General features: G+C 74.1%; 2 protein-coding genes. Both read right to left on the bottom strand.

The window, feature by feature from the left end; genetic code table 11:
- Nucleotides 1–867, bottom strand: an 867-nt coding sequence (locus HW445_RS29960) for a serine/threonine-protein kinase (protein ID WP_180223953.1), incomplete at its 3' end; no start/stop codon positions are given.
- On the bottom strand, nucleotides 864–1,583 hold the full coding sequence (locus HW445_RS29955; RefSeq protein ID WP_180223952.1) for a hypothetical protein: 720 nt from the start codon (nucleotides 1,581–1,583) through the stop codon (nucleotides 864–866). The genes HW445_RS29955 and HW445_RS29960, both read right to left, overlap by 4 nt.
- Between the last annotated feature and the right edge of the window lie 113 nt (nucleotides 1,584–1,696).

Here is a 1,696-nt window from a genome sequence, read left to right as displayed (position 1 = left end):
GAGGGGCGCGCCGCTGGGGAGCCCGCGGCCGGGGAGCAGGGGCAGCAGCGCCTCGTAGACCTCCTGGGCGGAGGACGGACGGGCCTGCGGGTCCTTCTCCAGCAGCCGCAGCACCAGGCGTTCCAGCGCCTCGGGCACCTCGGGGCGCAGCCGGCGGACCGGCAGCGGCGGCTCGTAGAGGTGGCGGTGGAGCACGCCGAGCGCGGTCGTCCCGGCGAACGGGACCTCACCGGACAGCAGTTCGTGCAGCACCACGCCGAGGGCGTAGAGGTCGGTGTAGGGGCCGACGGCGCCGCCCATGGCCTGCTCGGGCGCCATGTAGGCGGGCGAGCCGATGGGCGAGCCGGTGTGGGTGAGGCGGGTGGTGTCGCTGTCCATCACGGAGGCGACGCCGAGGTCGAGCACGGTCACCGTGCCGTCCTGCTTGACCATGACGTTCCGCGGCTTGAGGTCGCGGTGGACGATCGGCACCGCGTGCACCGCGCTGAGCACCGCGCACAGCTGGGCGGCGACGGCTGTCGCCCAGTGCCAGGGGTACGGGTCGTGCTCGGCGAGGTGGTCGGCGAGGTCCGCTCCGTCGACGTACTGCATGACCAGGAACAGGTCGTCCCGCTCGCTGCCCGCGTCGTGGACGGTGACCAGGCCGGGGTGGTCGACCTGGGCGGTGACCCGGCACTCGCGCAGGAAGCGGCGGCGCAGCTCCTCCGCCTCGGCGCCGGCCACGCGGTCGGGGCGCAGCAGTTTGACGGCGACGCGGCGGTCGAGGCGGCGGTCGTAGGCGGTCCACACCTGGCCCATGCCGCCCTGGCCTATGAGCGTGGAGAGTTCGTAGCGTCCGGCGACGACGCGGCCGGTGGTGGTGGTCACCTGGCGTCCTGGGGGCCGCCGTCCTGCTTGCGCAGGTAGTCGCTGAGTTCGTCGAGTTCGGCGCGCACCTGGTCGATGCGGCCGCCGGGGGCGGGGGTCACGGGGGGTGTGACGGGCGGCGTGGGCGTGGCGGTGTGCGAGGGCGTGGGGGCCCCGGTGTGGGAGCCGGCGGTGTGCGGGGTGGCCGTGTGCGGGGCCGCCGTGTGCGGGGCAGGGATGTGGGAGCCGGCGGTGTGCGGGGTGGTCGTGTGCCCGCCGCCGGACCAGGTGCCGGGCGGCTGCGGGGAGCCGTAGGGGTTCCCCGTGTACGGGTAGCCGTAGCCGGTGCCCGCGCCGGTGTGGCCGTGGCCGAACGCGGCGCCGGACCGGCGGCGCCGCTGCTCGTAGTGCCGGATCTCCGCGACCAGGTAGTACGAGATGACGGCGACCAGCGTGATCAGCAGCATCAGCACGCCGACGACCTCGGGGGCGGTGTCGACCTCGTCGTCGGGCTCGGACATCAGCAGGACGCAGGAGACCAGCAGCAGGACGAACGAGAGGCCGAAGAGCACCCAGTCGAGCGCCTTGCGGGTGACGATCGCCAGTCGCAGCATCGGCACCCACATGAGCAGGCCGATGCTGCCGACGGCGACGGTCACGAAGAGGATCCGCAGGAACACCAGCAGACCGGTGGGCGGCGGCGGCGTGACCGGCTGGTGATGGCCCAGGCCCTGCATGGCGTCTCCTGTGTGTGTACCGACGGCTGCGAGCAGGGTACTTGCCGGTCCCCCGCGCCCGGCCCCGTAGCGCGGGATCCGTTGCCGGATCGCAGCGGTGGGCGGCGGCGGAC

Origin of the sequence: Streptomyces sp. UH6 (assembly GCF_013421635.1) — a bacterium.
Lineage (GTDB): Bacteria > Actinomycetota > Actinomycetes > Streptomycetales > Streptomycetaceae > Streptomyces > Streptomyces abyssomicinicus.
Note: the sequence above shows the minus strand (reverse complement) of the source record. Positions and strands in the feature narration are given on the sequence as shown.

Bases quoted from the DNA above. Each gene is read 5' to 3' on its own strand.
- HW445_RS29955 (WP_180223952.1), bottom strand. From the start codon at position 1,583: ATGCAGGGCCTGGGCCATCACCAGCCGGTCACGCCGCCGCCGCCCACC.